This is a genomic window from Ruegeria sp. CDSC002, assembly GCF_059610905.1.
In genome coordinates this window covers 1-21,898 of record NZ_JBXWOM010000007.1, presented here as the reverse complement: position 1 = coordinate 21,898, position 21,898 = coordinate 1, and the positions used below count along the sequence as shown (strand labels likewise).

20 protein-coding genes are annotated in these 21,898 nt (G+C 58.9%); 10 read left to right on the top strand and 10 right to left on the bottom strand.

The window, feature by feature from the left end; translation table 11 throughout:
• Positions 1–71: 71 nt before the first annotated feature.
• Positions 72–1,337, bottom strand: coding sequence for a TAXI family TRAP transporter solute-binding subunit (locus tag AC2FJE_RS13990; protein ID WP_496761071.1), 1,266 nt, complete (start codon positions 1,335–1,337; stop codon positions 72–74).
• A gap of 123 nt (positions 1,338–1,460) precedes the next feature.
• On the opposite strand from AC2FJE_RS13990, the gene AC2FJE_RS13985 reads away from it, so the two are divergent.
• Positions 1,461–2,570 carry a CaiB/BaiF CoA transferase family protein gene (locus AC2FJE_RS13985; RefSeq protein WP_496761070.1) on the top strand — a complete coding sequence of 370 codons (1,110 nt, stop codon included), beginning with the start codon at positions 1,461–1,463 and terminating at the stop codon, positions 2,568–2,570.
• Between the two features lie 47 nt (positions 2,571–2,617).
• Here the strand turns inward: AC2FJE_RS13985 and hemE are convergent, their stop codons facing one another.
• Positions 2,618–3,661, bottom strand: a complete 1,044-nt coding sequence (gene hemE / locus AC2FJE_RS13980; RefSeq protein WP_496761069.1) for a uroporphyrinogen decarboxylase — start codon at positions 3,659–3,661, stop codon at positions 2,618–2,620.
• A gap of 108 nt (positions 3,662–3,769) precedes the next feature.
• Here hemE and hemC point away from each other — a divergent pair, with 108 nt between their 5' ends.
• Positions 3,770–4,729, top strand: coding sequence for a hydroxymethylbilane synthase (hemC, locus tag AC2FJE_RS13975; protein ID WP_496761068.1), 960 nt, complete (start codon positions 3,770–3,772; stop codon positions 4,727–4,729).
• Between the two features lie 229 nt (positions 4,730–4,958).
• On the opposite strand, the gene AC2FJE_RS13970 is transcribed toward hemC, so the two are convergent.
• The 7 genes from AC2FJE_RS13970 to AC2FJE_RS13940 all read right to left on the bottom strand — a co-directional run bounded on the left by AC2FJE_RS13970 (position 4,959) and on the right by AC2FJE_RS13940 (position 12,924).
• The gene (locus tag AC2FJE_RS13970) at positions 4,959–6,236 is read right to left on the bottom strand and encodes an aspartate aminotransferase family protein (RefSeq protein ID WP_496758462.1); all 1,278 of its coding nucleotides are present in this window, start codon (positions 6,234–6,236) and stop codon (positions 4,959–4,961) included.
• Position 6,237: 1 nt separating this feature from the next.
• Positions 6,238–7,341, bottom strand: coding sequence for a mandelate racemase/muconate lactonizing enzyme family protein (locus tag AC2FJE_RS13965; protein WP_496758465.1), 1,104 nt, complete (start codon positions 7,339–7,341; stop codon positions 6,238–6,240).
• A complete protein-coding gene (locus AC2FJE_RS13960; protein WP_496761067.1) occupies positions 7,338–8,444 on the bottom strand; it encodes a mandelate racemase/muconate lactonizing enzyme family protein in 1,107 nt (368 codons plus the stop codon). The genes AC2FJE_RS13965 and AC2FJE_RS13960 overlap by 4 nt, the downstream gene beginning before the upstream one ends.
• Positions 8,441–8,725 (bottom strand): cupin domain-containing protein, encoded by a 285-nt coding sequence (locus tag AC2FJE_RS13955; RefSeq protein ID WP_058278883.1) that lies wholly within the window; start codon positions 8,723–8,725, stop codon positions 8,441–8,443. Before AC2FJE_RS13955 ends, AC2FJE_RS13960 begins: the two co-directional genes overlap by 4 nt.
• 88 nt (positions 8,726–8,813) lie before the next feature.
• Positions 8,814–9,392, bottom strand: a complete 579-nt coding sequence (locus tag AC2FJE_RS13950; protein WP_282121356.1) for a dimethylsulfonioproprionate lyase family protein — start codon at positions 9,390–9,392, stop codon at positions 8,814–8,816.
• Complete coding sequence (locus AC2FJE_RS13945) at positions 9,389–10,471, bottom strand: alcohol dehydrogenase family protein (RefSeq protein WP_496761066.1); 1,083 nt, start codon at positions 10,469–10,471, stop codon at positions 9,389–9,391. The genes AC2FJE_RS13950 and AC2FJE_RS13945 overlap by 4 nt, the downstream gene beginning before the upstream one ends.
• On the bottom strand, positions 10,471–12,924 hold the full coding sequence (locus tag AC2FJE_RS13940; protein ID WP_496761065.1) for an FAD-dependent oxidoreductase: 2,454 nt from the start codon (positions 12,922–12,924) through the stop codon (positions 10,471–10,473). The genes AC2FJE_RS13945 and AC2FJE_RS13940 overlap by 1 nt, the downstream gene beginning before the upstream one ends.
• Before the next feature lie 67 nt (positions 12,925–12,991).
• Between AC2FJE_RS13940 and AC2FJE_RS13935 the strand changes: the two genes are divergently transcribed.
• From AC2FJE_RS13935 to AC2FJE_RS13925, 3 genes are all read left to right on the top strand, one after another.
• The gene (locus tag AC2FJE_RS13935; RefSeq protein WP_496761064.1) at positions 12,992–13,879 is read left to right on the top strand and encodes a MurR/RpiR family transcriptional regulator; all 888 of its coding nucleotides are present in this window, start codon (positions 12,992–12,994) and stop codon (positions 13,877–13,879) included.
• On the top strand, positions 13,876–14,964 hold the full coding sequence (locus AC2FJE_RS13930; protein WP_496761063.1) for an aromatic ring-hydroxylating oxygenase subunit alpha: 1,089 nt from the start codon (positions 13,876–13,878) through the stop codon (positions 14,962–14,964). The genes AC2FJE_RS13935 and AC2FJE_RS13930 overlap by 4 nt, the downstream gene beginning before the upstream one ends.
• Positions 14,965–15,084: 120 nt before the next feature.
• On the top strand, positions 15,085–15,468 hold the full coding sequence (locus AC2FJE_RS13925; protein ID WP_282169880.1) for a carboxymuconolactone decarboxylase family protein: 384 nt from the start codon (positions 15,085–15,087) through the stop codon (positions 15,466–15,468).
• 71 nt (positions 15,469–15,539) lie between these two features.
• Here the strand turns inward: AC2FJE_RS13925 and AC2FJE_RS13920 are convergent, their stop codons facing one another.
• Positions 15,540–16,142 (bottom strand): helix-turn-helix domain-containing protein, encoded by a 603-nt coding sequence (locus AC2FJE_RS13920; protein ID WP_058273647.1) that lies wholly within the window; start codon positions 16,140–16,142, stop codon positions 15,540–15,542.
• 147 nt (positions 16,143–16,289) lie between these two features.
• Here AC2FJE_RS13920 and glyA point away from each other — a divergent pair, with 147 nt between their 5' ends.
• The 5 genes from glyA (at position 16,290) to AC2FJE_RS13895 (ending at position 21,793) form a co-directional block, all read left to right on the top strand.
• Positions 16,290–17,543 carry a serine hydroxymethyltransferase gene (glyA, locus tag AC2FJE_RS13915; RefSeq protein ID WP_108860661.1) on the top strand — a complete coding sequence of 418 codons (1,254 nt, stop codon included), beginning with the start codon at positions 16,290–16,292 and terminating at the stop codon, positions 17,541–17,543.
• An 11-nt stretch (positions 17,544–17,554) separates the two neighbouring features.
• Positions 17,555–18,937 (top strand): dihydrolipoyl dehydrogenase, encoded by a 1,383-nt coding sequence (lpdA, locus tag AC2FJE_RS13910; RefSeq protein WP_496758479.1) that lies wholly within the window; start codon positions 17,555–17,557, stop codon positions 18,935–18,937.
• A gap of 14 nt (positions 18,938–18,951) precedes the next feature.
• Positions 18,952–19,896 carry a lipoyl synthase gene (gene lipA / locus AC2FJE_RS13905; RefSeq protein WP_496758481.1) on the top strand — a complete coding sequence of 315 codons (945 nt, stop codon included), beginning with the start codon at positions 18,952–18,954 and terminating at the stop codon, positions 19,894–19,896.
• Between the two features lie 25 nt (positions 19,897–19,921).
• Positions 19,922–21,292: an alanine/glycine:cation symporter family protein gene (locus AC2FJE_RS13900; RefSeq protein WP_496758483.1), complete on the top strand. Its 1,371-nt coding sequence runs from the start codon at positions 19,922–19,924 to the stop codon at positions 21,290–21,292.
• 78 nt (positions 21,293–21,370) lie between these two features.
• Complete coding sequence (locus tag AC2FJE_RS13895; RefSeq protein ID WP_282121347.1) at positions 21,371–21,793, top strand: universal stress protein; 423 nt, start codon at positions 21,371–21,373, stop codon at positions 21,791–21,793.
• Positions 21,794–21,898 lie beyond the last annotated feature (105 nt).

The window sequence follows — 21,898 nt, the reverse complement described above, 5'->3', positions numbered from 1 at the left end:
CCCGATGGCCCGTCACAGAACAGGTCAATTCCGCACATTGTTCTGCGCTTTTTTGTGGGCGCGCAGCTTGGTCAGGTCTGACTATGCTGCTGCAATTCGGCCACCCGTTTTTGTACAAGTTCGACATGCAACCGCGCATCGTACAGTCCTTGCCGATAGGCCGCGGGCAGCCGCAACGTTGCGAGGCGTTCATCTAGGGCGTTCAGATGCGCCTGCATCTCGCGCAGCTCGTTGACACCGGGATTGTTGGCCAGTTCCTCCTCAATTTCCCGGATTTCGGGGTAGTGCTGCCAAACCCGCCACCGCATCGCGTAGGCATAGGCCATAGGCACAAGCCGGATCAGAGGCACGACAATGAAAAAGAACGGCAGCAACAGCAAAAGAACCCGGTTAATCTGTGCCGCGATCCAATAGGGCAGCCAATTATGCCATGTCGAAGGACCATCAACAATTAGCTGCCGAGCCGTATTGTTGATAGTCATCCCTGCACCTTCGAGGTTGGGGAATGCCCCCGGATCGGCGATAATTCCGCGGGCACTGTGCAATTCAATCGCCGCCATCGTCAGACGGTTGATCAGCGCAGGGTGCAAATCCGGTCGCACGACCAGACGGGCTTCGATCGCTATCAACTCTACCGGTCGCGGCGGAAGAACTGGGTCCAACGACATTCCTCCCGCCGGAACTGTCACCACCGTCGCGTATTCCAACCGCCGCGAGATCGCCTGAACATGATCCAGCGCCAGCACGCGAAGCCCCGGCTCTGCATATGCGGCCTTCAGATAGGGAGCTTCGATGGGCGCAACATAGACGGCGATATCCAAATCCCCGTCCAACAAAGCGGCCGCGGCTTTTGCATAGGGGATTGAGAAATGTATATTATCCCCCTCATTCAAGCCGACCGCCTTTTCGAAATCCCGAAAAGCCGCAGCCGTACCTGAGCCTGGTGCGCCGCTGTTGATCCTCAAACCGGTCCACAAGGCGGGGTTTTTGGGGATAGTTGCGCCTTCGTTGACCAAAAAGATGATGGGTTCAAAAAACGCTGCCCCGACGGCCTCAGCCTTTTTTGGATCAACCCGGATACCGCCTTGTAGAAATGCAGCGTCGACATCGCCCGCGCTAAGCAGTTCAGCATTTTCGACCGAACCAGCGGTATCCAGTATTTCCAGTTGAATATCATCGCGCGCCAGAATTTCGGCGTAGTCCCGCGCAACCGTTTCATAAGCGCCGCCTTCTGGACCCGCCGCCAACATCATACTGCCAGGGGGATGCAGGCGCGAAAACACGCCTACCAACACCGCCAGCGCAACGGCGCCACCAAAAAGGAACCACAACCGCATCCGAGCCTCGCTCTCCATCCCATTCGGAACGCTAAGGATCGCGTGACCATCTGGCAAGCCAACAGAATCCGGGCTTGCAATCCCCGGGTATCCCCGAAAACCTGCGCAGAAAGGAGAGGGCTCATGCTCAGCGGAATACGGATCATTGAAATTGAAGGTTTGGGGCCAGGTCCGTTCGCCGCCATGCTGTTGGCCGATCTGGGGGCGGACGTCATCACGATCCACCGCAAAGGCCAGCCTGCCGTACCGGGTATGCCCGAGCAATCCGTCCTGGACCGCGGCAAACGCTCGATTGACTTGAATCTGAAGGATGCCGCCGATCTGGACATCGCAAGGAGTCTGATCTCTTCGGCCGATGCGCTAATCGAAGGGTTCCGCCCCGGCGTGATGGAAAAGCTGGGACTGGGTCCCGACACGTTCAACGCGTCGAACCCCAAACTGGTCTATGGTCGCATGACCGGATGGGGTCAGAACGGCCCGTTGTCTGAAACTGCAGGGCACGATCTGAACTACATCTCATTGTCCGGGGCATTGTGGTATGCATCAGCAGCGGGCCAGCCCCCGCAGACCCCGGCGACCCTGGTCGGGGATATAGGCGGCGGTGCCATGTATCTAGTTGCCGGTATTCTTGCCGGGCTTCTCAACGCGCAGCGGACCGGACAGGGTACCGTGGTTGATGCCGCCATTTATGACGGATCGGCCCACATGATGAACTTGTTGATGAGTATGCGCCAAACCGGAAACCTGTCAGAAGCGCGCGGTCAAAGCCTGCTGGATGGCCCACATTGGAGCCGCACTTACGTGTGCCTGGACGGGGGCTTCATGTCCGTCCAGTGTCTTGAGCCCAAGTTCTACGCCGAATTCCTGCAAAAACTGGGACTCACCAACGATCCCGAATTCAAAAACCAATATGTTCCGGCACTTTGGCCCAAACTCACGCAACGGCTCACCGAATTATTCGCCAGTAAACCCCGCGCCCACTGGGCCGATATATTCCAAGGTTCCGACGCCTGCGTCGCGCCCGTACTCGACCCGGTCGAGGCGCAAGCCCATCCCATGAACGCCGCGCGCCATACCTGGATCGACCATGACGGAGCGCTGCAGGCTGCGGCTGCGCCCCGCTTTTCGACCGAGACATGGCAGCCCAAAACCAGCCCACGCCGAGGCGAACACAGGCAGGATATTCTGGATCAGCTGTCTACCAACACGCCTCCTGACCCCTCACCTGGCTAAAAATCTCCCTGGGTGAGTTGGCCAAAATCCGAGTGGGGCTGGCCCCTCTACGCGTCCCGCCACGACCGCACCGTGTCGATCATCAGTTGAACGTTTTCAGGATCGGCATCTGGCGTGATCCCGTGGCCCAGATTAAAGATATGCGGTCCTTTCGAGAACGCCTCGACAATCTGACGCGTCTCATCCACCAGCGCCTGTCCGCCGGTCACCATGTGTGACGAGGCCAGATTGCCCTGAACGCAACCATCCACCTGCACATGCTCGACCGCCCAATCCGGCGACACGGAGTTGTCCAGCGCAACGCAATCCACGCCGGTGGTCTTGGCAAAACCTATGTAACCATCACCTGCCTCGCGCGGGAAACCGATCACCGGGATGCCCGGATGGCGCTGCTTGATGGCCTGCGTGATCACACGGCAAGGCTCGACCGCATATTTCTGAAAGGCATCGCCCTTCAGCGACCCGGCCCAGCTGTCGAAAATCTTCACCACCTCGGCACCGGCCTCGATTTGGGCCGAGAGATATTCGATGGTGGCCAGCGTGATCCGCTCCAGTAGCGCTTCGAACAGGGCGGTGTTTTCCTCGCGCAGCGCATGAGCCGGTCCCTGATCGGGCGTGCCGCGACCGGCGATCATGTAGGTCGCAACCGTCCATGGCGCGCCTGCGAACCCGATAAGGGTGGTCTCGGATGGCAATTCTCGCGAAAGGATTCGGACAGTTTCGTACACCGGCGACAGGGTTTCATGGATATCCGATACCGGTTTCAGCGCATCGAAATCGGATTGCTGAGTGATCGTCGACAACCGCGGCCCCTCACCTGTGACAAACCACAGATCCGCACCCAGAGCTTGCGGCACCAACAGAATGTCAGCAAACAGAATAGCCGCGTCAAAGCCATAGCGGCGGATCGGCTGTAACGTCACCTCGGCCGCCAACTCGGGGTTATAACACAAAGACAAAAAGTCCCCGGCCTGCGCCCGGGTTGCGCGGTACTCCGGCAAATAACGCCCCGCCTGCCGCATCATCCAGATTGGTGGCACGTCCTGTACTTCGCCAGCCAGCGCCCGCAGCAGTTTCTTTGTCTCGGCCATCTTTGTCCCCACTCGTCTGGTTTGCGGCAAACGGGTCTGCCTTCGGCGTCAATTTGTCAAGGTCTGCCCCCATTGTCAGGGCAATGTGACGCGACTAAAGCTGTGCATATGACACTGACCCTGCCAACCCCCGCATCACCGCTCAAAATCGGCACTCGTGGCTCACCGCTGGCGCTGGCGCAAGCTTATGAAACCCGTGAGCGACTGGGCAAAGCCTTTGATCTGCCCGAAGACGCGTTTGAGATTGTGGTGATCAAGACCACCGGTGACAACCGCGCCATGATTGATGCGGACCGCCCGCTGAAAGAGATTGGCAACAAGGGCCTGTTCACCAAGGAAATCGAAGAGGCGATGCTGCGCGGAGATATCGACATCGCGGTGCATTCAACCAAGGACATGCCAGCTGAACAGCCAAAAGGTCTTGTCCTGGACACGTTTCTGCCGCGCGAAGATGTGCGCGACGCCTTTATCTCACCCAGCCTGAGCTCGATCCGTGACCTCACGCAGGGTGCAGTTGTGGGCACCTCATCGCTGCGGCGGCGGGCACAATTGTTGAACCGTCGCCCGGACCTGAACGTGGTCGAGTTTCGGGGCAATGTTCAAACGCGCCTCAAGAAGCTGGCAGATGGTGTGGCCGATTGCACGTTTCTGGCCATGGCCGGCATCCGGCGTCTGAATATGGAGGAGGTTCCCGCAACCGCCATCGCCGTCGAAGATATGCTGCCCGCCATCGCCCAAGGCACGATCGGCATCGAACGCCGTGGCGATGATTCCCGTGCGGCCAAAATGCTCGAGGCCATCCACCATGCTGAGACCGCGCAGCGATTGGCAGCAGAACGCGCGTTGCTGGCCGCTTTGGACGGCTCTTGCGAAACGCCGATCGCGGGTTTGGCAGAAAAAAAAGGTGATCAACTACGCCTGCGCGGTGAGGTTTTGCGCCCCGACGGGTCCGAATCCATATCCGAGGACACCACTGGGTCGGTCGCAGATGGCCCGGAAATAGGTCGCGCCATGGCAGAATCCCTGCTGAAACAGGCAGGCCCAGGCTTTTTTGATTGGAAGAAATAAAAAAGTTTATGAAAAGTGAACTACTTCACTGAGACAGCACCGTCGATGGTGCATAAAGTATTCATACCGGTTGTGAAGTCGGGTCGGTCTCGAAATAGTCGAAAGTTTTTTTAGTCCGTTCTCTTTTAAGTGGTATTCGAGGGGGCGAGACCAGACCCTGAAATCCAACCAGTTAGGGCCGCTGTCAGAAATGACAGCGGCCCGCTTACTTTTATGGCCTTTTTGACCCTCAGGCTGCGCTGATCGCCTGAACCGCTTTCTCAACGGCCATCCGCGTCTGATCCAGATCTGCTTGGGTCACAGCCAGAGACGGATAGAGTTTGCCGGGGGCTTTGAAAATCCCGTGTGCGCGCAGCGAATCGTTGTAGACAGCGTTTCGTCGGGGGTCGTCATGTTTGGCGCTGCGGTAATCACGACAGTCCGTATCGGTGAAATAGATGTCGAATAGGGTTTCGTCCCCGCAGATTTGATGCGGAATGCCAGCCCCGGTCAGAGCATCCATCTGCATCTGCTGAAGCTCGGCGCCGATTTCACGCAGATGGTCATACATGCCGTCGCGCCGCAAAACCTCCATCGTCTTCAACCCGGCAGCCGAAGCGACGGGGTTACCCGACAGCGTGCCCAACTGCATCAGCCAGCCATCCTCGCCTACTTTCGCTTTGTCGAAATGCTGCATGATCTCGGCGCTTGCGCCCAGCGCGGCCAAAGGGAAGCCGCCGCCGATGATTTTGCCCAGGGTGCAGATATCGGGCGTTACGCCATATTTCTCTTGCGCACCGCCATAGGCCAAACGGAATCCAGTGACGATTTCATCGAAAATCAACAGGACATTGTGTTTGTCGCAGAGATCGCGCAATCCCTGAAGGTATCCGGGTGCCGGAGGGACAATTCGTTGTAACGGCTCAACCATGATCGCGGCAACGTCATCATGCTCGGCCAGCAGGTTGGCAACGGCTTCCAGATCATTGAAAGGCGCGATCAGCATCTGCTCGGCCACGCTGTCCGGAATGCCCGCGCTGTCCGGGACCGCCTGTGGGAAGTTGACGTGGCGGCTGGGGGCCAGACTCATCTGTGCCTCGGCGCTCATCCCGTGATAGCCGCCTTCGAATTTCAGGATCTTGCTACGGCCAGTATAGGCACGGGCCAGACGAATGGCGTACATATCAGCCTCCCCCCCCGCAGCGACAAAGCGGACCTGCTCGCAACACGGCACCGCGTCAACGATGGCCTCGGCCAGTTCGATGCCCCGGGCGTTGTTGGCAAAGAAAGTCATACCCTTGGGCAGCTGTTCCAGCACGGCTTCTATGACTTCGGGGTGACCATGGCCTAGCAACATCGGGCCCGAACCGATCAGGTAGTCCACATATTCGTTGCCATCCTCATCCCAGACATGGCTGCCCTCGCCGCGCGCGATGATGATTCCGGGATCGAAATTACCAAACCCACCGGCGGGCAGTACCTCATTCGCGCGGGCGATCCATTCGGATTGGGTGTTGATTTTCAGCATCTCAAACGATCTCCAAAATTGGCGGACCAAGAACCTCTGGGTCTGGCACAACACCTAACCCCGGTCCGTCGGGCGGGGCAATCCGGCCGTTTTCACGGTTTGGTGCGTCGGGGCAAATGCGAGGCGCCACATAAGATGACAGGTCACATGTATTCATCAGTGACCCGTGCGGGGTCGAGGCCGCAAAATGCAGCGACGCTGCGGTGACTAAATCCGAGCCCCAGGTACATTCGGCACAAATCTCAGCCCCGAAATGCACGGTCAGATCACGCGCCCGGCGCATGGCCGACAACCCGCCGAACTTCGAAAGCTTGAGCGCAACAGCATCCATGCAGCCCAACTCATGCGCGCGCCGTAGTGATGCCAGATCATGGGCATTCTCGTCGATCTTCATAGGTAAGCCAGTGGCCTGTCGAACCGCCGCACAGTCCTCAAGTGTTTTGCAGGGCTGTTCCAGCATCACATCCAAGTGGGCCACCGCCCTGCCCGTTCGCGTAGCTTGCAAGCGTGAAGCACCGCAGTTCCAGTCGCCATAAACCAGAGGCCCCGGTCCCACGGCCTCACGCACTTTGGTCAAACGCTCGGCGTCGGCCTGCCAGTCGCCTTCGACCCCTAGCTTGACCTGAAACTGGCGAATGCCGGTCTGGTAAGCCGTCTTAGAGATCCGCGCCATATCATCCGGCGCGACGCAGGTGATCGAGTGGTACAGCGGCATGTCCTTCCGCGTCCGCCCACCCAGCAGCGCGTAGACCGGCTGGCCCGTTGCCTGCCCGAACAAATCCCAAAGCGCGATGTCGACGAGAGACTTGGCATAGAGATGCCCCTGCAGGAACCGGTCCAGCTTTCTCATCGGCGCATCTACCCCGAAAGGGGACATGCCCAGAATCTCGCGGCCCATCTCTGTCACTGCGCCCGGCACTCCGCCTGCAAACGCTGGCAGGTAGTGCGGGATCGGGCAGACCTCGCCCCAACCCCTCAAGCCTGTATCTGTCTCAAGGCACAGGATATGAGAGGTCACGGTCGCGCAGGTCTTACCCTCAGCCATGTGATAGGTCTCATGACTCGTCAGATCGACGGCCCAGAGCGTTATCCTGATGATCCTCAATGATAAACTCCGACGGGATCGCCCAACGCACCTTCGTCAGGGTGCACACCAAGTCCCGGCGTTTTCGGCAAATGCAGGTGGCCGTCGATATTGCGGGGGCCTCGCCCACCAGCGACATCGACGGTGATCATATCCTGGCACGCCCAGACCGCGTGACAATTATCGTCCGGAATGGTGGCCGCCAGATGCAGCGCCTCAGTATCGGCCAGAACCGAACCACCGGTGGCCATCACGAACATGTCGATTCCATGCGCCAACGCGATGTCCCGCATCCGTGCCGCCTTGGTCAGGCCACCGACACGGTTCAGCTTTATTCCGAACACCTCAGCCAACCCTTCGCGGGCAATGCGGGCGGCGTCTTGCAGGGTCACAAGACTTTCATCCACCGAAACGGGTGAGGCATGGCGGCCCGCGATCGCGGCGATATCGTCCAGCGACTCGCAGGGCTGTTCAAACATCACGTTCAGATCCTCACAGGCGCTCATCACCCGCAGGGCTTGCTGCCGGGTCCAGCCACGGTTGACGTCATAAAGGACGATCTCGCCGGGGCGCCGGATGCTTTCCACGTCACGGACGCGGGCAATGTCGCGTTCTACATCCCCACCGATTTTAACCGAATGCGCAACGTAGCCTCGGCTGCGATAGCGCTCCATCACTTCGCGCGTTTCTTCGACGGTCTTCGCACCGACCGACGAGGCAATCGGGCGCGGCGTGCGAGACCCGCCGCCCATCAGATCGGCAATTGGCAGACCGGCGGCCTGACCCGCAATATCCCAGCAAGCCATATCAATGGGGCTTTTGGCATAGAGGTGGCCTGGCAGAGCGATATCCATCGCCCGTTCGACATCCAGCACCCGACGCGGATCAAGGCCCAGAATGAACGGTGCCATCGTCTGAATTCCGGCGCGAATACCCGGACCGTGGGCTGGAACATATGTGTGGCCCCACGGGGTACCCTCGCCCCAACCGGTCAGACCTGAATCGGTTTCGATCTTTACAATCGTTGCGTCGAGCGTTTCAAACTTCAACCGCCCACCAGACAGCCAATACGGGTGCTCAAGCGGTAGGTCGATATGGTAGACTGAAAGACGAGTGATTTTCATTTCAGTTCCACTTCAACAAAGGTCATCGGCGCGTCCCCGGCATTGATCACGTTGTGTTCGACACCCTCGTCGCGGCGATAAGTTACTCCCGCAGCAACTGTCACTTCATTGGCCGAACCATCGGGCAGTTCCAGCCGCATATGGCAATCCGTTATGGCGGTGATGACGTAATCCATTGCATGACGATGCCATCCCGTTTCGGCCCCCGGTGCAAAGTCAAATCGCGTCACACGCACGCGGGCGTCGTCAATCATCTGAGTGGCTTCGGCTTGCGGTCTCATAGACGGAACTCCTCAATGGCCATACTGGGCCATTTCGCAAAACAGGCCCGCCCACATTGGGGTGACCAGATATGTATCGGGATGGTTTTCATGCCGCATCCATTTGTGGCAAGTCGTTCAATCCTTGTCCTCGCCAAAGAACGAAAGCCAGAATTGGCTCGTCGGTTGTTGTCATGGCGTGGCTTTGCCAGCTGCAGTGATGTCGTGTCTGATTGGGGCCGACGTAAGTCTCGTCTTCTTCGACGCGGAACATCGCCCCACCGCCTACGATCAGATAGAGTTCTTCGGCCTGATGGCTGTGCCAATCATAATTCAGGCCCGCCCCCCAGTAAGCGACGTAGCCGCGCATTTGGGTCGAGTGGAAATGCCCAGTTGGGCCGAACAACTCATAATAGCCATAGCGATTAAGGAAATCGGCTCCGACCTCTTCCTCAGTATAGGTGTGTTTCCACAGCGCCAGATGTGCGGTTGCCCTGATCGCGTCTGAAAGGGATCGCGTTGCATCCCCGGTCCGGAAACCGGTCCGCTGAATCAGTTCAACGGCAGGGATTTGGTTTGGCTCCTGATCCGTTGGCGCCAGGTCATCAGGCCAGACTCCGAAATCTGAAAGCTCAGGATGTGATTGATGCAGCTGTCGGGCAGCTTCGAGAACGTCGTCCAGCGTCATGGGATCACCACGATGTTGCCGGTGTGCTGCTTGGCAATGAATGCGGCTTGTGCCTCGCGCAACTCTTCCAGGGGATAGGTCGCGGCCAGGGCGGGCTTGATCTCACCGGCCTCGATATACTGAACGATGTTACGCATCACCTGCGGATCAATCACAGTAGAGCCGGTGAAGGTCAGATCACGCAGGTAGAACGTGCGCAGATCGAATTCGACCATGGGCCCGGCAATCGCGCCCGAGCAGGTGTACCGCCCGCCGCGCTCCAGAACGTCGATCAGGTTTGGCCAGTAGGGACCACCAACCACATCGGCCACAACGGTGACCTTTTCATCGCCAAGCGCCGCGCGCAGATTTTCCGGGGCACGAGACAAGATTTTGTCGGCACCCAGTTCGGCAACGTCTGCGTGTTTTGCATCCGACGCCATCGCGATCACCCGTGCACCCCGGCGTTTGGCAAGTTGCACCAAGGCACCGCCAACCCCGCCCGAGGCTCCGGGCACCAGAACCGTGTCAGTGTCAGTTACATTTGCGCGGGTCAGCATGCCTTCGGCGGTCGAATAGGAACACGAGAACGTGGCCAGTTCGGCATCCGACAGGTCGGACCGGATCGGCACCGCGTTAACCGCCAGAGTCGTGGCGTATTCAGCAAAACCACCGTCCCGTTCCGAGCCGAAATAACCCGTTTTGTCCTTATTGCCCGGATCAGACGGGTCGCGCAGCCAGCCATCGGTGATGACGCGCTGGCCGATCAGCCCGGGATCGACACTGCCACCCACGGCGACGATTTCCCCGCAGATATCAGCCCCTTGGATTCGGGGAAAAGTGATGGGCGCGCCGCCCCATGTCGGATCCTCGTCACTGACTTCCTCGAACGCGCTGCCCGTCGTCGCATCGGTCACGGCTTTTGAGTACCAGCCGGACCGCGTATTGACGTCCGTGTTGTTTAGCCCGCAGGCAGCGACTTTGATCAACACCTCGCCGGCCGCGGGTTCCGGGCGCGGCCAGTCTTTGTGCAGCACCATTTGTTCCAAGCCGCCATGGCCCATCGTGACCATGGCCTTCATTTTGTCAGGCAAGCTCATTATGCAGTCTCCAGAATAGCGTCGGTGCGGGGCAGCAGGCTTTGCGGATCATAAGCAGGTTCGCCCAGAACACAGGCCGCGCGGGGTTGGCCATGGATCACGACCTGTAACTCAGTGCCCGGGGCAGCAACCTCGGGCTTGATGTACGCAAAGGCGAGTATCTTGCCGACCGTGTGCCCATAGACGACCGAGGCAGTTGAGCCCACGACACGACTATCCAGCATCACCGCTTCTCCACCGTGGCCATCAATTTCACCATCCGGCTCAATTTCGAGATAGGCACACACCCACGGCAAGTCAGTGTTCAGGGTTTTGTCTTTGCCCAGATACTCTTTGTCCGTACGCGCAAAGCGCAACACATCAGCCTCGGCCAAAGTGACCTCGTTGGTCAGCTCGCCCGCGCCCTTGATCCCCTTCTCCATCCGCATCACGTTCATGGCAAAGCTGCCATAGTCGGTGATGCCATGCGGTTCGCCAGCGGTCCAGAGCGCGGTGTAGACATCGAGGCAGGCGGCATTGGGCATGTGCAGTTCCCACCCCAACTCGCCGGCATAAGACATGCGGAAGGCCCAGATCTTGTGACCTGCAATGGTGATTGCCTGTGCTGACAGCCAGCGGAAACCAGCGTTGGTCAGATCGGCATCGGTGCACTGCCCCAACACGTCCCGCGACCGGGGGCCGTTCAGCGACAGGGCGGACCAGTCGGAAGACAGGGCCGTGACCTGAACATTCTCCTTCGTGCGTTGTTGCGCGAGATGGTCCAGCAGACGCTGCTCAAAGAAGGCAGCGCAGACAAGATAGAAGCGGTCTTCGGCCATCCGAACGATGGTTGTTTCCAATTCGATCCGGCCACGGCGGTTCAACATGTGCGTCAGAGTGATCGAGCCGACCTTTTGCGGCATCCGGTTGGCGATCAGCCGGTCCAGCAGCGCGTAGGCATCAGGGCCCGAGACTTCGACCTTGGTGAAGGCGGTCACGTCCATGATGCCCACGCGTTCGCGCACCGCTTTGACCTCAGCCGCGACCATGTGATCCGCAGGGGTCCGGCGGAAGGAGTAGTGATCACGCTGCTCGACCTCATCCCGCGCGAACCAGCGGGGGCGCTCAAAGCCATAAACCTCTTCATGTACTGCACCCTTGGAATTCAACAGATCATAGAGAGGCGACGGCTTGATCGGACGCCCTTCCAAACGGTTGAAATGCGGGAACGGGATCTCGTGGCGAAGGCAGTAGTCTTCCTCAGCCTTGATCACCTGCCAATCCTTGTTCGCGTAGCTTCCGAACCTGCGTGGATCGAACTCACGCATCGAGATATCGGCCGCGCCATGCACCATCCAGCGTGCCAACTCGCGGGTCAGACCCGGCCCCCAGCCGATGCCGATCTGCGTCCCACAACAGCACCAATAGTTCCGCACACCTGGCGCCGGCCCGATCAGAGGGTTGCCATCGGGCGGATGCGAAATTGCCCCATGCACATCGCGCTGAATGCCCAACTCGGCAAAGATCGGCATGCGGTTCAGACTTTCCTCAAGCCACGGCATCACCCGGTCGTAATCGGCATCGAACAGCCAGTTCTCGTATTCCCAGGGGCAATGATCATGCCAGACCGAGTTCGGGTTCTCTTTCTCGTATATCCCGATCAGGCCGCGCTGCTGCTCCATCCGGATATAGCCCGAGACCTTGCGGTCATCGCGAATCACCGGCAGTTCCTTGTCCAGATTCTGGAATTCGGGCACCGGTTCCGTTACAAAATAATGGTGCGTCATCGAAGTCATGGGCAGTTGCAGTCCCGACCACTCACCCATCTGACGGGCATACGTGCCGCCAGCGTTCACCACGTGCTCGCAGGTAATGGCGCCCTGCTCGGTTTCGACCACCCACTCGCCGTTTTCGGCCTGGGTGATGTTGGTCGCACGGCAGCTGCGGAAGATGCGTACACCCTTTTGCCGCGCTCCAGTTGCCATTGCCATGGTGACGTTGGTCGGGTCCACATGCCCGTCATCAGGCGTGTGCAGTGCACCCAACACGCCTTCGTGATTGTAGAACGGGTGCAGTTCGGCCACCTTTTCAGGTCCGACCAGCTCAATGTTGAACCCCAGCGACCGGCCCACCGACAAGGTGTGGCGCAGCCAGTCCATCTCATCCTCGGTATAGGCCAGACGGAAAGACCCGCACCCATGCCATGTCACCGGCTGGCCGGTCTCAGCCTCCAGCAGGCCGGAATACAAACCGATGTTGTAGTCGACGCATTTGCCCAACCCAAAACTGGACGTCGAATGCGTGATCTGCCCAGCGGCGTGCCAGGTGCTGCCACTGGTCAGCTCGGCCTTTTCAAGCAGAACCGTGTCGTCGCCCCAGCCTTCGTGCGCCAGATGATAGGCCAGACCGACCCCCATGACGCCGCCACCGACAATCACCACGCGGGAATGGGACGGCAGATTCTTCTCGGACATGATTTTTCCTCTCCCGAGTCGCGTTTCTGCTCGACAGGCTAATTCCACAAATGTACCATCGTCAATCATGAATGACACAAATGTATCATCGATCGTTCTGGAACGCTTGTCCGAAGAATGGGACGCCCTGACGCCCGAGGCGCAGAAGGCCGCGCGCTACGTGCTGGAAAACCCGACGGACGTTGGGGTTTCTACTGTGCGCGAGATTGCCGAGGCCGCCAGAGTAAAACCGAACACCTTCGTGCGGATGGCCCAGCAGGTGGGGTTCGAAGGCTACGAAGATTTCCGTGCCCCGTTCCGGGATGCGATCCGGCAGGGACGTGTGTCATTTCCGGACCGCGCCCGCTGGTTGCAGGACATCGGCAAGTCAGGGGAACTGGGCGGTCTTTATGCCGATATGATCGGCGCCGCGATCCGCAATATCGAAGAAACCTTTGCCGGGATCGACGCCGCAAACCTGAAGGCCGCGGCCGAGGATATCTGGAATTGTCGCCAGATTTTCACACTGGGCGTTGGCGTCAACAATTCTAACGCGCGAAACTTCACCTATCTGGCCTCAACCGGCATGAAGCAGTTTCACGCCATCCCGCGCCCCGGCTCGACCCCAGTCGACGATCTGGCTTGGGCGGATGAGCAAGACGTACTGATCGCGATCACCTGCCATCCCTACCGCACTGAAGTCATCGACGCGATCAAACTGGCCCGCCAACAGGGGCTGACCGTCATCGGCATTTCGGACAGCCCGGCCAGCCCGGTGATCCTGAACGCACAGCACGGTTTTGTCGTTGCCGCCGACACACCGCAGTTCTTTCCGTCCTCGGTTTCGACCATCGCCTTGCTGGAAACGCTGCTGTCCTTTGTGATCGCCGTTTCCAGCGATGAGATCGTCGAGCGGGTGGAACGATTTCACCAACGCCGCCACCAGCTTGGCCTCTACGCGGAGGAACCCGAATGAACGCACCTCTGACGCATTCACTGGACGCGCGGTATTATACCGACCCCGCGATTTTCGCGCAGGAGATGCAGGGGCTTCTGGCCCGCACATGGCAATTCGCCGGGCATGTGGCGCAGGTTCGGGAATCGGGCGATTACTTTGCTTTTGAAATCGCCGGGCAAAACCTGTTCTGCATTCGGGGCCGAGACGGCGAAATTCGAACGTTCTATAACGTGTGCCAGCACCGCGCGCATGAAATGGTCACCGGTGCTGGTAACACCCGCGTCGTGGTCTGCCCCTATCACGCCTGGACCTATGAGCTGTCCGGCCAGCTGCGCGCGGGACCCAATATCAAATCCGTCCCCGGTTTTGACCGCAGCGCCATCTGCCTGACTTCGGTTCGGACCGAGGTGTTCAACGGATTCATCTTCGTCAACCTCGACGACAACGCCGCCCCGATGGATGAATGGTACCCCGGCGTGCGCGAGGAAATCCGCGCGTTCGTTCAGCATATCGATGATCTGGAACCGCTGGAATGGGTCGAAATCCCGGAAAACTGCAATTGGAAGGTCAGTATCGAGAATTACTCGGAGTGCTATCATTGCCCGACCAACCACCCGACCTTTGCCGAAGGTGTGGTCAAGCCCGAGACCTACGACATCCAGCCCGATGCAGGCGGCGGTTACGTGCTGCGCCATACGACCGAATGCCAAAGCCTCGACAAGATGACCTACCCGGTCGACCTGTCGGTGCCGCATGCGGGCGACTACCAGTCATGGTTCCTTTGGCCGATGTTCTCGTTCCAGTGTTACCCGGGCAATGTGCTGAACACCTATCACTGGCGCGCGGTCGATGCCGATCACTGCACCGTCTGGCGCGGCTGGTACACCGAGGGCGGCTCGGAAAGTGCGGTGATCCGGCAACTGGCTGTACAGGACCGTGAAACCACGGTCGAGGAAGACATCCATCTGGTTGAAAGCGTCCATCGCGGCCTGAAATCCCGCGGCTACCGCCCCGGTCCGCTCGTACTGGACCCGGGTTGTGGTGTGATGTCGGAACACTCGATTGCCCGTTTGCAGCAATGGATGCGCGAGGGGGTGGAGTAATCTGTGTGCGCCCAAAAGTGACCTGCAGGATCGGATCGAACGGGTACAGTTCAAAACGAACCCACATTATGATCGCATTTACGAACACCGCGCAAAGCGATGAAGAACCGGAGACCATAGATGGCTGATATTTTCGACGAAGACCTGTTCCTGAAAGGCCTGGAGCAGCGCAAGAACACGCTTGGTGCGGAATATGTAGAAAAGAACCTGGCGGCGGCCGATGACTTTACCCGCCCGTTTCAAGAAGCGATGACGGCGTGGTGCTGGGGGTTTGGTTGGGGCGATGACGTGATCGACCCTAAGACGCGATCGATGATGAACCTGTCCATGATCGGCGCGTTGGGCAAAATGCATGAATGGGAAATTCACTGCAAGGGCGCGATCAACAACGGCGTCTCGCCCGAGGAAATCCGAGCCATCATCCACGTGATTGGCATCTACTGTGGCGTCCCGCAAGCGCTGGAGTGTTTCCGCGTTGCCCGCAAGGTGCTGGGCCACACCTGACCCAGAGACCGTCTTATCCTACAAAAAAGCGGCCGCTGGGACCGCTTTAATTCATGCCTTGTGCGTCGCGCTTATTCGAGTGACACCCACAGCACCTTCGCATCTTCCTCACTGGTTGAAATGCACCCGTGCCCCATCCCGCTGTCATAATAAAGCGAGTCACCAGCCTTCATCGGCAGCGGGCGATAATGCTCTGATACAAAGATCAGCTCGCCGCTGATGACATACATGAACTCTTCACCCGTATGCCGGATCCAGTTTTCGAACTCTGACAGGTCGCGAGCTTTGATTGTCGCGATATAGGGCAGCATCCGCTTGCTGGTCAGCTCGGGACACAGCAATTCGTGCAAATAGGTCGGTGTGCTTTTTATCTCGCCTTCACCTTTCGGGGTAAAGTCGCGCCTTCCCGAAATCCCCGATTGCCCGGACTGCAGAAACAGCTGAGGGGTGCTCATATCCAGCGCCTGCGTCAGCCTGCGCACGATGTCGAAACTTGGCCGCGTCTGGTTGTTCTCGATCTTCGACAGGGTGGACCGACCGATTCCCGCCGCGCGTCCGGCTTCCTCCAAAGTCCAGCCTTTTGCACGTCGTGCATCGCGGATGGAGCGCCCCAGAACCTCACCTTCGTCCTGATCTTCCGGTGAGGAAACATCACCGCGAGTCTCGTCGCCCATAAATATCTCCCTTTTTTACCAGAGGTTACAGATTTCCCTCTAACCACACAACTTCACAAATGTGAGATATATGTTGCTTTAGCTGCACGAATTCCACTATAGGAAACAAAATTTCGTACTGAGGATTCGGTGCCTGAGGAGGAAACCATGTTCAAAACGTCGCTTACCGAAGCAGATCCGGTTGTCGCTGCGTCAATTGCGCGAGAAGGCAAACGTCAGGCTGAACAGATCGAATTGATCGCGTCCGAGAATATTGTCTCGCAAGCTGTGATCGACGCGCAAGGGTCAGTCCTGACCAACAAATACGCCGAAGGGTACCCTGGCCGTCGCTACTATGGCGGCTGCGAATTTGTAGACGAAGTTGAATCCGAGGCCATCGACCGTCTGAAACAGTTGTTCGGCTGCGAATACGCCAACGTTCAACCCCATTCGGGCGCGCAGGCAAACGGCGCTGTTAAATTGGCCCTGCTCAGCCCCGGCGACACAATCCTGGGCATGTCACTGGATGCGGGTGGCCACCTGACGCACGGTGCCAAACCAGCACAATCCGGCAAGTGGTTCCGCCCGGTTCAGTACGGCCTGACCGATGCCGGTCTGATTGACTATGATCAGGTCGAAGAACTGGCGAAAGCCGAAAAGCCACAACTGATCATCGCTGGCGCATCCGCCTATTCGCAAAAGATCGATTTCGCCCGCTTCCGCGCCATTGCGGATGAGGTCGGCGCTTGGCTGCTGGCGGATATGGCACATATCGCCGGTCTGGTCGCAACCGGGCTGCACCCCTCGCCTATCGGCCACGCGCATGTGGTTACCTCGACCACACACAAAACCCTGCGCGGTCCGCGCGGCGGGATCATTCTGACGAATGACGAGGCGCTGGCGAAAAAGATGAATTCGGCCGTATTCCCCGGCCTTCAGGGCGGCCCCCTGATGCATGTGATTGCCGGTAAGGCTGTCGCGTTTGGCGAGGCGCTAAAGCCCGAATTCAAGGACTACATGCAACGCGTTGTGGATAGCGCATCGGCGCTGGCAAACGTCATGATGGCGCGTGGATGTGACATCGTTTCGGGCGGCACGGAAAACCACCTGATGCTGGTCGATCTGCGCCCGCTGGGCGTGACCGGCAAAGACGCAGAAGCCGCGCTGGAGCGTGCCGGTTTCACCTGCAACAAGAACAGCGTGCCGGGCGATCCGCAAAAACCTACCGTGACCAGCGGTATCCGGCTGGGTACCGCAGCAGGCTGCAGCCGCGGGTTTGGACCGGAAGAGTTCAAACAGATCGGTCACCTGATCGGCGACGTGCTCGAGGCCTTGGCCCAATCCCCCGAGGGCGACGCGAAGATCGAAGCCGAAACCCGCGAAAAAGTCCGCGCACTCTGCGCCAGCCACCCGATCTACTGAAAGACCGTTCAATGAGTATCTACGACCTAATCGTCATCGGGGGCGGACCCGGCGGATATGTTGCAGCAATCCGCGCAGCACAACTGGGCATGAAAGTCGCCTGCGTTGAAGGCCGCGGTTCGCTTGGCGGAACCTGTCTGAATGTGGGGTGCATACCCTCCAAAGCGTTGCTGACCTCCTCGGCTAAGTATGCCGAGCTTGCACATCTCTCCTCCCATGGCATTGCTGTCGAGGGGGCCAGCATCGACCTGAGCTCGATGATGGGTCGCAAGGACAAGATCGTCGGCGATCTGACCAAGGGCATTGCGTTTCTGTTCAAGAAAAACGGCGTCGATCTGGTTGAGGGCTGGGCCAGTATCCCCTCTGACGGGCAGGTCAAAGTTGGCGACGATGTTTATGAAGCCAAAAACATCCTGATCGCCACCGGTTCCGAGCCAACCCCGCTAAACGGGATCGAGATTGACGAGCAGGATATCCTAAGCTCGACCGGAGCGATCGCGCTGGATGCTGTTCCCGAACATCTGGTGGTCGTCGGTGCTGGCGTGATCGGCCTGGAACTTGGACAGGTCTGGTCCCGATTGGGCGCGAAGGTCACGGTTGTTGAGTATCTTGACCGCATTCTGCCCGGAATCGACGGCGAGATAGCAAAACTCGCACAGCGCGCCCTGTCAAAGCGTGGCCTGAAGTTTCAGCTGGGGCGCGCACTGAAAACCATCGACAAAACCAACGTTGGGCTGACGCTGACATTGGACCGGGTCGGCAAAGACAAGGAAGAGGTGATCGAAGCCGACAAGGTTCTGATCGCCGTCGGACGCCGCCCCGTATCGCGCGGGCTTGGGTTGGAAGATCTGGGGATAGCCCTTGACCCGCGCGGCTTCATTCAGGTGGACACGTCGTTCCGCACCTCGGTTCCCGGCATCTATGCGATTGGCGACTGTGTCCCCGGCCCGATGCTTGCCCACAAGGCCGAAGAAGACGGCGTCGCCTGTGTCGAAATGCTGGCCGGTGAAACCGGGCATGTGGACTACAATACCGTTCCTGGCGTTGTGTATACGGACCCCGAGGTCGCTTCGGTCGGTTTGACCGAGGAAGCGCTGAAAGAAGCCGGGTCCGAATACGCTGTCGGCAAGTTTGCCTTCATGGCCAACTCACGCGCGCGTTCGACTGGCGAGACAGACGGAGCCGTCAAAGTACTGGCCGACCCAAATGGCAAAATCCTGGGCGCGCATATCTGCGGCGCACATGGCGGTGACCTGATCGCCGAACTGGTTCTGGCCATGACCAAGGGCGCAACCGTCGGCGAGGTCGCCTCAACCTGTCATGCGCATCCGGCAATGGGCGAGGCCGTCAAGGAAGCCTGCCTGGACGCCATGGGCCGCGCAATCCACGCCTGAGAGGGAACAGCCAGATGACCATCCAGCTTCGCACCCGCCATCCGGAAAAAGCCAAAAAGGCTGACAGCGTCATCCCGCGAAAGCCCAAGTGGATTCGCAAGAAAAAGGTCGACGGGCCCGAGTATTACGAGACCCGTCGCCTGATGCGCGACCACAATCTGACGACGGTTTGTGAAGAGGCTGCATGCCCCAACATTGGCGAATGCTGGTCCAAGCGCCACGCCACCATGATGATCATGGGCGAGGTCTGCACCCGCGGCTGTTCCTTCTGCAACGTCTCAACAGGACGCCCTGATGCACTGGATCTGTTCGAGCCGGGCCGTGTTGCTGCAGCGGTTATGAAACTAGGCTTGCGCCACGTAGTGATCACCTCGGTCGATCGCGATGATCTGGCAGACGGCGGGGCCGAGCATATCGCGCAAACCATCCGTGCCGTGCGTCATCAGAACCCCGGCACCACGGTCGAGGTGCTAACCCCCGATTTTCTGGGCAAAGGCGATGCGGCGGATGTGGTGTTCGATGCTGCCCCGGACGTGTTCAACCACAATCTGGAAACCGTTCCGCACCTGTACCCGACCGTTCGCCCCGGCGCACGCTACTATACTTCACTGCGACTTCTGGATGATGCCAAGCGCGCAAACCCAGAAATCTTTACGAAATCCGGCTTGATGGTTGGCCTGGGCGAGAGCCTGAATGACGTGCGTCAGGTCATGGACGATCTGCGCGCAGCACAAGTCGATTTTCTAACCGTAGGTCAATACCTGCAGCCGACCCCAAAACACCATCCAATTGACCGGTTCTGGTCACCGGAGGAGTTCGCCCAACTGGAACAGATCGCAAGGTCCAAGGGCTTTTTGCATGTGTCAGCGACGCCGCTGACACGTTCCTCGTTCCACGCCGACGAAGATTTTGCCGCCCTCAAGCAGGCCCGCCAGCGGGCCATCGCCAACGGGGCATAAACCAAACGCAAATGGGAGGGAAACCATGGAAGCGTTAAATTCAATCGTAGGAGCCATCAATGGCGTCGTATGGGGGCCGCTGATGCTGGTCCTCATCCTTGGCGTCGGCTTCTTCCTGCAGGTCGGGCTGAAATTCATGCCGATCCTGAAAATCGGCACCGGCTTCAAGCTGCTGTTTGCTGGCCGCGAAGGCCAAGGTGATGGTCAGATCAGCCCGTTCAACGCGCTGATGACGTCGCTGTCGGCAACCATCGGTACGGGCAACATCGCCGGTGTGGCCACAGCTGTCTTCCTGGGCGGTCCGGGCGCTTTGTTCTGGATGTGGATGACCGCCCTGGTGGGCATGGCCACCAAATATGCCGAAGCCGTTCTCGCGGTTAAATATCGTGAAAAAGACGAGCTGGGCAATTTTGTCGGCGGCCCGATGTACTACATCAAAAACGGCCTCGGCGCGAAATGGGCCTGGCTGGGCGTTGCATTTGCCCTGTTCGGCGCAGTTGCAGCCTTTGGCATCGGAAACGGCGTGCAGGCCAACGGCGTGGCGCAGGTTCTGGAATCGAACTTCGGCGTGAACACTTCGGTCACCGGCGTTGTTCTGATGATCCTGACCGCAGCCGTTATTCTGGGCGGCATCACCCGCATCGGTGCGGTTGCTGGTAAACTGGTTCCGGCCATGGCAATCGCTTACATTGTCGCTGGTCTTCTGGTTCTGATCATCAACATTGGCGAGATCGGCAACGCGCTGTCACTGGTCTTCACCTACGCCTTCACGCCGTCCGCCGCCGAAGGTGGCTTTGCAGGTGCAGCCGTTTGGGCCGCCATCCGTTTTGGTGTGGCACGTGGTGTGTTCTCGAACGAAGCCGGTCTGGGTTCGGCTCCGATTGCTCACGCGGCAGCCGAGACCAAAGGTCCGGTCAACCAGGGCCTGATCGCGATGCTGGGTACGTTCATCGACACCATCATCGTGTGCTCGATCACCGGTCTGGCGATCATCTCCACAGGTGCATGGACCTCCGGGGAATCCGGTGCGGCCTTGACCTCGCTGGCATTCGCCACGTCGCTGCCGGGTGGCGGTGCTCTGATCGCAATCGCTCTGTCGATCTTCGCCTTCACAACCATCCTCGGCTGGTCGTTCTACGGTGAGAAATGCGTCGAGTTCCTGCTGGGTGTCAAATCCCTGATGCCGTACCGCATCCTGTGGATCATCGCGATCTACTTTGGCGCAACCGCGGATCTGGGCTTTATCTGGCTGCTGGCGGACACGCTGAACGCCATGATGGCCATCCCGAACCTGATCGCCCTGGCCCTACTGAGCCCGATCGTCTTCAAACTGACGAAAGAGTTCTTTGCCTCGGGTGGCAAGTCCGAAGAGCCGGGTGGAACACCTGCCGAGTAATCCGGCCCCAAAATAAAACGGGGGGCCGCGTCGGCCCTCCGCACTTAAACAGAATTCCATATCTCGAGGAGAGACGTGATGGCCACGAAAATCCTGCTGCCTATTGATCACACCGACGACCGCTCGTGGAAACTGGCCCTGCCGGTCGCATTGGAACAGGCGAAGTTCTACGGTGCCGAACTGCATGCGGTTGCCGTCATCCCCGAGATCATCCAGCTGCCGAATCTGCCCGCCAATTATGGCGCCGGCGCCAAGGACCACGTGCGCAATGCGGTTCAGGCCATTCTGGATCACGGCAACGCCTCTAACGTACAAGTGCATGTCGAAGAAGGCAGCGTCTACCGCGAAATCCTGAAGCTGGCCTACAAGGACGGCTTTGATCTGATCGTCATGGCGTCGACCAAAGGCGATTTCCCGAATTATGAGATTGGCCCAAATCTGGCCCGTGTCGTGCGCAACGCGCATTGCACCGTCATGGTCGTTCGTGACCAATCTCGCTGATCGAAAGGCTAGAGATATGACCGATTTAAAACGCACCCCATTGCATTCTTTGCACGTTGAGTTGGGGGGTAAGTTGGTTGATTTTGCTGGGTGGGAGATGCCTGT

Excerpts from the sequence above, each read along its gene's own strand:
- AC2FJE_RS13990 (WP_496761071.1), bottom strand. The coding sequence starts at position 1,337 with ATGCGGTTGTGGTTCCTTTTTGGTGGCGCCGTTGCGCTGGCGGTGTTG.
- AC2FJE_RS13985 (WP_496761070.1), top strand. The coding sequence starts at position 1,461 with ATGCTCAGCGGAATACGGATCATTGAAATTGAAGGTTTGGGGCCAGGT.
- hemE (WP_496761069.1), bottom strand. The coding sequence starts at position 3,661 with ATGGCCGAGACAAAGAAACTGCTGCGGGCGCTGGCTGGCGAAGTACAG.
- hemC (WP_496761068.1), top strand. The coding sequence starts at position 3,770 with ATGACACTGACCCTGCCAACCCCCGCATCACCGCTCAAAATCGGCACT.
- AC2FJE_RS13970 (WP_496758462.1), bottom strand. The coding sequence starts at position 6,236 with ATGCTGAAAATCAACACCCAATCCGAATGGATCGCCCGCGCGAATGAG.
- AC2FJE_RS13960 (WP_496761067.1), bottom strand. The coding sequence starts at position 8,444 with ATGAAAATCACTCGTCTTTCAGTCTACCATATCGACCTACCGCTTGAG.
- AC2FJE_RS13955 (WP_058278883.1), bottom strand. The coding sequence starts at position 8,725 with ATGAGACCGCAAGCCGAAGCCACTCAGATGATTGACGACGCCCGCGTG.
- AC2FJE_RS13950 (WP_282121356.1), bottom strand. The coding sequence starts at position 9,392 with ATGACGCTGGACGACGTTCTCGAAGCTGCCCGACAGCTGCATCAATCA.
- AC2FJE_RS13945 (WP_496761066.1), bottom strand. The coding sequence starts at position 10,471 with ATGAGCTTGCCTGACAAAATGAAGGCCATGGTCACGATGGGCCATGGC.
- AC2FJE_RS13940 (WP_496761065.1), bottom strand. The coding sequence starts at position 12,924 with ATGTCCGAGAAGAATCTGCCGTCCCATTCCCGCGTGGTGATTGTCGGT.
- AC2FJE_RS13935 (WP_496761064.1), top strand. The coding sequence starts at position 12,992 with ATGAATGACACAAATGTATCATCGATCGTTCTGGAACGCTTGTCCGAA.
- AC2FJE_RS13930 (WP_496761063.1), top strand. The coding sequence starts at position 13,876 with ATGAACGCACCTCTGACGCATTCACTGGACGCGCGGTATTATACCGAC.
- AC2FJE_RS13925 (WP_282169880.1), top strand. The coding sequence starts at position 15,085 with ATGGCTGATATTTTCGACGAAGACCTGTTCCTGAAAGGCCTGGAGCAG.
- AC2FJE_RS13920 (WP_058273647.1), bottom strand. The coding sequence starts at position 16,142 with ATGGGCGACGAGACTCGCGGTGATGTTTCCTCACCGGAAGATCAGGAC.
- glyA (WP_108860661.1), top strand. The coding sequence starts at position 16,290 with ATGTTCAAAACGTCGCTTACCGAAGCAGATCCGGTTGTCGCTGCGTCA.
- lpdA (WP_496758479.1), top strand. The coding sequence starts at position 17,555 with ATGAGTATCTACGACCTAATCGTCATCGGGGGCGGACCCGGCGGATAT.
- lipA (WP_496758481.1), top strand. The coding sequence starts at position 18,952 with ATGACCATCCAGCTTCGCACCCGCCATCCGGAAAAAGCCAAAAAGGCT.
- AC2FJE_RS13900 (WP_496758483.1), top strand. The coding sequence starts at position 19,922 with ATGGAAGCGTTAAATTCAATCGTAGGAGCCATCAATGGCGTCGTATGG.
- AC2FJE_RS13895 (WP_282121347.1), top strand. The coding sequence starts at position 21,371 with ATGGCCACGAAAATCCTGCTGCCTATTGATCACACCGACGACCGCTCG.